Below are 6754 nucleotides of genomic sequence, written 5' to 3'. Positions count from 1 at the left end.
AATATGAACTACTATCCACTTGAGTACCTCCTCATCTACATACTTTTCATCTGCAATTCCTAACCCCAAATCAACTCTTCATCTACACACTCTACCTCAATGCCATTCAATTGATTGAACAGGTGTTGCTAGTACCGAATCAAGCAGACCTTCATCTATAATTCCTTCACTGCCCCAGTAGCAGATATCAATTTCCTATGAAGATATACTACCTTTTCCTTATCCAGCATTATCATTTAGCGAACTCCTCAAATGCTTTAATATGTTTTTTCAGTATACGACTAGCTATATCTTCTAATTTTTCATCTTCAACAATAGAATCTTCTTGTATTTTACTATAATCAAGTAAAACATCTCTTGGCGCATTATTCTTAAGAATTGCAGCAACTCCGTCTTCATCAACCATTCTGGCTATCTTTGAAAAGTCTTGATTTGCCTCTGTGATAAAAACCAAGTTATTTGAATCAATATGTATAATATCACTTCCTTTTTTATTATATATTATTAGTTTATACATGTTTTAGGATTATTTCAATCTATTATCGCAGTCAGAGCACTTATATTACTCTTCATCTTTTTCATGTATATCAACTCAAAAGTCCCAATTGCATTAATAATATTCCTTCTCTCAAACTAATATTTTTCTTCTACCTATCCTCATATCCCTCCACATTCAATCTCTTAACCTCAATAACCCTACATACACTATTATACATCCTCCTATCATACCGATACTCCATCTCCAGCTCTTCCATACTAAACTTCTCAATATCTTTTGCTGAGTGTATATTAATTTCATAAAGTTCTAGCAACTGCCTTGATGAGAAAGAAACAGGCAGTAAATCTTTTTCCAAAACTTCCAACGTTGGAATTTTGACTTCATATTTCTTGCAAATCTCTTTCAACTCTTTGTAAGACTCTTCCCCTATGTTACGCATTTTCAAATATCTTTCTTTCGGATAGTTTCCTAATTGTGAAATAAGAAGAATACCATTCCTAGCTAATGCATTGCGTAATCTAGTTGATATCTGAATATCTCTTATTAAAACATCACCTTTCTCTGGACATAAGTATCCCTTTTTGTCCATATCAAAAACAAAATCTTCTTCTATTTTCTCATTGGAATATGCTTGTCTGAATTCCGTTAACGTCATATCCTTAAATTCCAGCACTGACACCTTGGCTTTTAACTCTATCATTTTCTTCTCCCTTCTAGTCAGAAGATTAAACTCCTACTGACCTTTCACAATATTTTTCTATATTTTTCATTCTCCTCTGAACATGCACTATTCTCAATTGCAACCTGTGCCATTATATCTTTTATCTTCCTCTGCTTTCCTTACTACAATGATTGGATTGAAATTATTATATCATATTGTGGCTATATCCACAATGTTTGTTTTCACAATATAGACTTATACTTTAGATAACACAAAAAGATAAGTTGGTGATTTTCATTATTGATTATGGTCCTTTATGGGAAACAATGAAATCAAAAGAAGTTACTCAATATCAACTATTACAATCTGGTATTGATAACAAGACTCTTGATTCTCTTAAGAAAAACAAAAATGTTACTTTACTCACTGTGGAGAAACTTTGTACAATACTAAACTGTACTCCAAATGATATTGTTAAATTCACAAAATAAAGGAGTGGTTACACAACGCCTAATTAACCCCTTATGTCTTTTACCTTCATCCGCTTTCCTCACTATAATAATCTGAATCAATTCATCACATTACATTGTGACCATCTCCACAATGTTTGTTTTCACAACAAGAATATATAATTTAGATAGCACAAAAAGATAGGTTGGTGATTTTCATTATTGATTATAGTCCATTATGGGAAACAATGAAAACAAAAGAAGTTTCTCAATATCAACTATTACAGTCTGGCATTGATAACAAAACTCTTGATTCCTTTAAGAAAAACAAAAATGTTACTCTACTCACCGTTGAAAAACTTTGTACAATTCTAAATTGTACACCAAACGATATTGTCAAATTCACAAAATAAAGGAGTGGTTACACAACGCATAATAAATCCATGCGACGCGTACCACTCCTTTATTTAAAATATTTTTTAATCTCTTATTTCATATATCCATTTCAATAATTAAAGCTCATTTGCCATATGTAAACACATCTCTCGCACCTTATTACTAACATAGATTCCTTTCAATTGCATCTCATTAATGATAGGCTCAACTTTGTCTAAATACCCAAGATTCTTTCCCTTTAGCAATACTCCTAATGTTCCCGTCACTGTAAGTCCTAAATACTTTGCATAATTGTACCATAAATATTCTTTAACAAACTGAGTTGTCCAACATGAGTAAGTGCGATTAATGGTGTACTATTCACAACAACCTTACGCATTTAGTACCTCCTCTGAAAACTCGTCTTCTGAGTCAAATGAAAAAATGGATATATCATTTTTTCCCAAAAGAACTATAAATTCTTCTTTTGGCATTTCAGCAATTGTAGCACAATACCCTAATGAAATCTTTTTATTCTTATATAAATCCATAGCGATCATTTGTTTAGCATACTTTTCAAATTGTAATTTATCCTCATGTAAGTCCAATAATATTTCATCTGGTATTTTTATTGAAACAACGCACATAAGTCAGCCTCCCTTAAATCATAATAAAATATTATATTTTATTATATGCACTTCAGATGTTTTTAGCAAGTTTAAAACATTTATTTCATTCAACCAATCCTTCTATATATCAAACCTCACAACGTTCCTTCCAAACCTTGTTATACACTCTCTTCGCCTCGTCAACTACCAGTGGCTTACTAAAGAAGTATCCCTGTATGGTGTCGCAAACAGTATCTGCTATCTGGCTAACCTGTTTTGCTTCCTCAATTCCTTCTGCTGTAATTTTAACATTTAAGTCATGAAGCAACATCACCAGATTCTTTATAAATGTGTTCTTATCTTGCATAAGGAACTTGTCAATCAATGATTTATCTAATTTCACTTTGTCAATTGGCATATAGGTAAGGTAATTTAAAGACGAATAACCTGTTCCGAAATCATCTAACGCTAATCCTACTCCTAATTCCTTAATCTGATTCAAGAATCGTAGCACCTTATCCGTTTTACGCAATAAAATACTTTCTGTAATTTCAATCTCTAACAGATTCGGATCTACCTTATACTGACCAAGCAATTGCTCCAAATACTCTATGTATCCCTCATCGCGAAGCTGTACATTGGAAAAATTTATTGAAATGGTTTTCGTGGATAGACCTTCTTTACTCCAATCAGACAATTGTCTAATTGCTTCCGCCGTAACCCACCTTCCTATCTCTATAATCAATCCCGACTCCTCTGCTACAGGTATAAACACTGCTGGCGAAATCTTATAATCTTTCATTCGAAGTAATGCCTCATACCCAGACGTTTCTTGGGTACGCACATCAACAAAAGGCTGATAGTACAACACAAATCCATCATTTTTAATGGCATATCGCAAATTGCTTTCTACCTGAACTTTATCAGCAACCTCTTTATTTAACTCATGGGTATAAAATATAAAATTATTCTTACCTTCATCTTTAACCTTATACATCGCCGTATCTGCATACATAATCAACTGTTCCATATTCGTACTATCCTGCGGAAACATGGAGATACCAATACTACAGCTCACATAGTTTTCCTGATTTTCTATCGTGATTCCATTCGCAAATAGTTCAATAATCCTATGCGCATATTTTGCAATGTCATCTTTCTGCACATTTCCATAAACAGACATAAGGAATTCGTCACCGCCATGTCTTGATACGACTACCTCCTCATTTTCAAGAGAGGCTAACTTCTTAGCGATTTCCATTAAAATCTTATCTCCATATATATGCCCTTGGGTATCATTGATTCCCTTGAAATTATCAATATCTATTAGAAATACTGCTCCTTCCTTTTTATCTGCTATTGCCTGCTCTAACTGCTTCATGAAAGCAAATCGGTTCGACAACTGTGTCAGATAGTCATGGGAAGCTTGATATTCAATCTTACGATTCATCTCTGTTATCTTATGAAGCGTTTTGCGGCGCTTCATATTATCCCAAGCCAGAACACTCGCGATGATACATAGCAAAAGAACAACTCCAAGAAAAACAATAAGTTCTTTCTTTCGTGCTTCAAAAAATCCGATCTCTTTGTTAATAATAACCGCTTGTTTTGGAATAAGTTTTTGATTGATATTATATTTTTCAATAATATTATAGTCGAAAATATATTGCGCGGGACTCATTGCTACTCCCTTGATAGAAGCGATTGGCATTCCATCAAAAACTTGCACGACCATCTCAGCAGCCAGAATGCCCGAACCATAAAAGTCAACCATCTCTCCACCAAGAATGCCTTTTCCTACTCCCCCAATACTGTGGCGAAAAACAGGTACATTTGTATGTAATCCAATAAATTCTGCTGCTTGGTTAATGTCCATACTAACATTGTTTTTGTCATTAAACATACACATATACAAAACAATAGTATCTTCCTCTACTGCCTCAAGCACCTTCCCAAATTCTTCAAAAGAATACTCCGATGCATTTAAAAATGAGGTTTCTAACTCTGAAAATTTCTGTACCTCACTTAAAAACTGCTTTTGATCGCCTTGTCCAGTAAGCGTATTGTCCACGATTGCCATCATCTTTGTAGCATTCGGATACATCGCCTTCGCAAGAACAATCGTGTCGTGCAAAGAATCTGTAATCTCCATAATACCTGTCATATATGGGTTATCCATAGCCTTTTGAAATCTGTGTTCATCATTAATACATAACGAAATAATCGGTAAACCCGCAAAAAGCTCTTCCTGATAATCCAATGCAAATTGTAACGCTGCATCATCTGCTACCATAATGGCATCATATGGCTCTATGTTCGCCAGTTTGAACTTTAACATTTCGTAAAACAATTGTAGATTCGTATCATTATTGAATCTGCTCATATCCATATACTCCATATCCATGTAAATATTCAATGGATCAAACACAGACTTTATCCCCGAAATCTGCTCTGGAACACTAAGAAAACTCTCGCTATACGATGAGATAAAAAGAACACGTTCACCTTCCCCACGTTCTGACGCCATACTAAACGTCGGTAATAGTAGAAACAAAATACATGAATAAAATAGACACTTCAACGTTTTCATTCATTAGCACCACCCTCTCAAATGACATAGTAATCTACTTATTATCATACAACACAATTCGAGCGCATACAATATTAAGTTACATCTTTGTGGATGGAATCGTCTCAAATTCTTTGGATTTAACAGTTAATTGTTTACTTTTCTTTCTTTTTGCTTTACTCATCAATTCACATACGTCGATAGCATGTCGATGCGTGAATTTTTCTTGCGTTTTTCACGATGTATAGCTGCCAACTTTGAGTTGGCTATACATTGCACAGGAAATATAGCTCATCAAATCCCCGAATTTTCACAAAAACAATTTCCCTACTTCCATACAGATACGTTCTTCTTCACAAACTGTCTAAATGACTGAGGCTTCTTTCCCATGACATCCTCAAATGTACTTGTCACCTTTTTCGCTGTACCCATACGTGTCATCATATACAACATTCCCATAACTGTAGAATATTCTTTGTCTAATCCTCTAATATTTATCCAATATTTTTTAGCTAATGATGGTTTTGGATTTGCATACTCTATCTTGCGTCCCAATTCTTCTGAAAGTATATTTGCTGCTTCGTAATAATCAATCGCTTCTGGACCAGTAATCGAATATCCTCGATTTTGGTGTTTTTCAGGTTCGCTTAAAACTTTAGCTGTAATTTCCCCAATATCTTCCGCATCAATAAAGCTGGTAAGTGCTTTACACACAGGAACAACAATACGATTAAAATGTTTAATTTCAAACGCATGAATCCCACTTATATTTTGCATAAAGAAGCTTGGTCGGATATGACAATATGGCAAACCTGCCTGCTCAATGTACTTCTCAATTTTGTGATGTGGCGGAACAGGATTATTTTCCACACCTATTAAAGATAAAAAACTGACAAGTTGAATATCTTTTTTAGCTTTCAAAGCCTCTACAAAGGGTTTTAAATCCTCTGGCTTTCCCAAATGTGGTGGACGCATAATAAATACACGATTGACTTCGTCCAATGCCTTTGCAAATGTTTTACTATCCGTAAAATCAAACAATACTACCTTTGCGGTATCTCCATATTTTTGTTTTAGAGCATCAAGATTAATATCTGCTACAACAACATCTTGTTCGTTTTGTATTAAATACTTTGCAACATATCCGCCTACATTACCTAGCGCACCTGTGACCATTACTTTTCCCATTATAGCACCTCCAATAAAATTTTATTTGCTTTATCTAACATAGTAATCATTGTGTTAAAATCATTCTCCCCCATCTTGGAAGAGAGAAGTTCTAACGACTTAAAGTATTCGTCTTTTGTCTCTTCTACAAGTTCCATTCCTTTTTGTGTAAGATTAATTGTAAAACTACGCTTATCCTCTAAAGATGCCGTTTTCTGCATATATCCTTTACTAACTAGTGATGTAATCATTGCTGTTATCATCGGTTTTTTTACTTTAAAAAACTCAGCCGCCATTAGTGGTGTTATTGGCTCTACTCTACTATGCAATAAAATCAATAACCCCATCTCACTTGAGCGAATTGGCAAATCATTTTTTGTGCTGTTTCTTAATCTACAGAAAAGTGATACGATTTCTGCTGCTTCA

Annotated in this window: 9 protein-coding genes; 2 read left to right on the top strand and 7 right to left on the bottom strand. The window is 34.2% G+C overall.

Annotated elements, in window-relative coordinates:
• Positions 1-232: 232 nt before the first annotated feature.
• Together RMR19_RS07675 and RMR19_RS07670 are read right to left on the bottom strand one after the other, a co-directional pair.
• Positions 233-517 (bottom strand): type II toxin-antitoxin system Phd/YefM family antitoxin, encoded by a 285-nt coding sequence (locus RMR19_RS07675; protein ID WP_310602909.1) that lies wholly within the window; start codon positions 515-517, stop codon positions 233-235.
• 130 nt (positions 518-647) lie between these two features.
• Positions 648-1199, bottom strand: a complete 552-nt coding sequence (locus RMR19_RS07670) for a DNA-directed RNA polymerase subunit alpha C-terminal domain-containing protein (protein ID WP_310602908.1) — start codon at positions 1197-1199, stop codon at positions 648-650.
• Positions 1200-1486: 287 nt separating this feature from the next.
• On the opposite strand from RMR19_RS07670, the gene RMR19_RS22000 reads away from it, so the two are divergent.
• A complete protein-coding gene (locus RMR19_RS22000) occupies positions 1487-1651 on the top strand; it encodes a helix-turn-helix domain-containing protein (protein ID WP_310602911.1) in 165 nt (54 codons plus the stop codon).
• 206 nt (positions 1652-1857) lie between these two features.
• Positions 1858-2022: a helix-turn-helix domain-containing protein gene (locus tag RMR19_RS21995; protein WP_310602910.1), complete on the top strand. Its 165-nt coding sequence runs from the start codon at positions 1858-1860 to the stop codon at positions 2020-2022.
• Positions 2023-2121: 99 nt separating this feature from the next.
• Here RMR19_RS21995 and RMR19_RS07655 read toward each other — a convergent pair whose 3' ends face one another.
• From RMR19_RS07655 to RMR19_RS07635, 5 genes are all read right to left on the bottom strand, one after another.
• Entirely contained in the window at positions 2122-2271 is a 150-nt protein-coding gene (locus tag RMR19_RS07655) for a DUF3368 domain-containing protein (RefSeq protein WP_310602907.1), read from the bottom strand.
• Positions 2272-2376: 105 nt separating this feature from the next.
• A complete protein-coding gene (locus tag RMR19_RS07650) occupies positions 2377-2631 on the bottom strand; it encodes a UPF0175 family protein (RefSeq protein ID WP_310602906.1) in 255 nt (84 codons plus the stop codon).
• Positions 2632-2740: 109 nt separating this feature from the next.
• On the bottom strand, positions 2741-5182 hold the full coding sequence (locus RMR19_RS07645) for an ABC transporter substrate binding protein (protein ID WP_310602905.1): 2442 nt from the start codon (positions 5180-5182) through the stop codon (positions 2741-2743).
• 306 nt (positions 5183-5488) lie between these two features.
• Positions 5489-6349 carry an NmrA family NAD(P)-binding protein gene (locus RMR19_RS07640; RefSeq protein WP_310602904.1) on the bottom strand — a complete coding sequence of 287 codons (861 nt, stop codon included), beginning with the start codon at positions 6347-6349 and terminating at the stop codon, positions 5489-5491.
• Positions 6349-6754: transcriptional regulator, SarA/Rot family (locus RMR19_RS07635; RefSeq protein ID WP_310602903.1), on the bottom strand; the 406-nt coding region annotated here is incomplete at its 5' end. The genes RMR19_RS07640 and RMR19_RS07635, both read right to left, overlap by 1 nt.

This window comes from Anaerosporobacter sp., from assembly GCF_031551385.1.
Taxonomy (GTDB): domain Bacteria; phylum Bacillota; class Clostridia; order Lachnospirales; family Lachnospiraceae; genus Anaerosporobacter.
The sequence above is the reverse complement of the archived record's forward strand: the minus strand, read 5'-3'. Positions and strand labels throughout refer to the sequence as shown.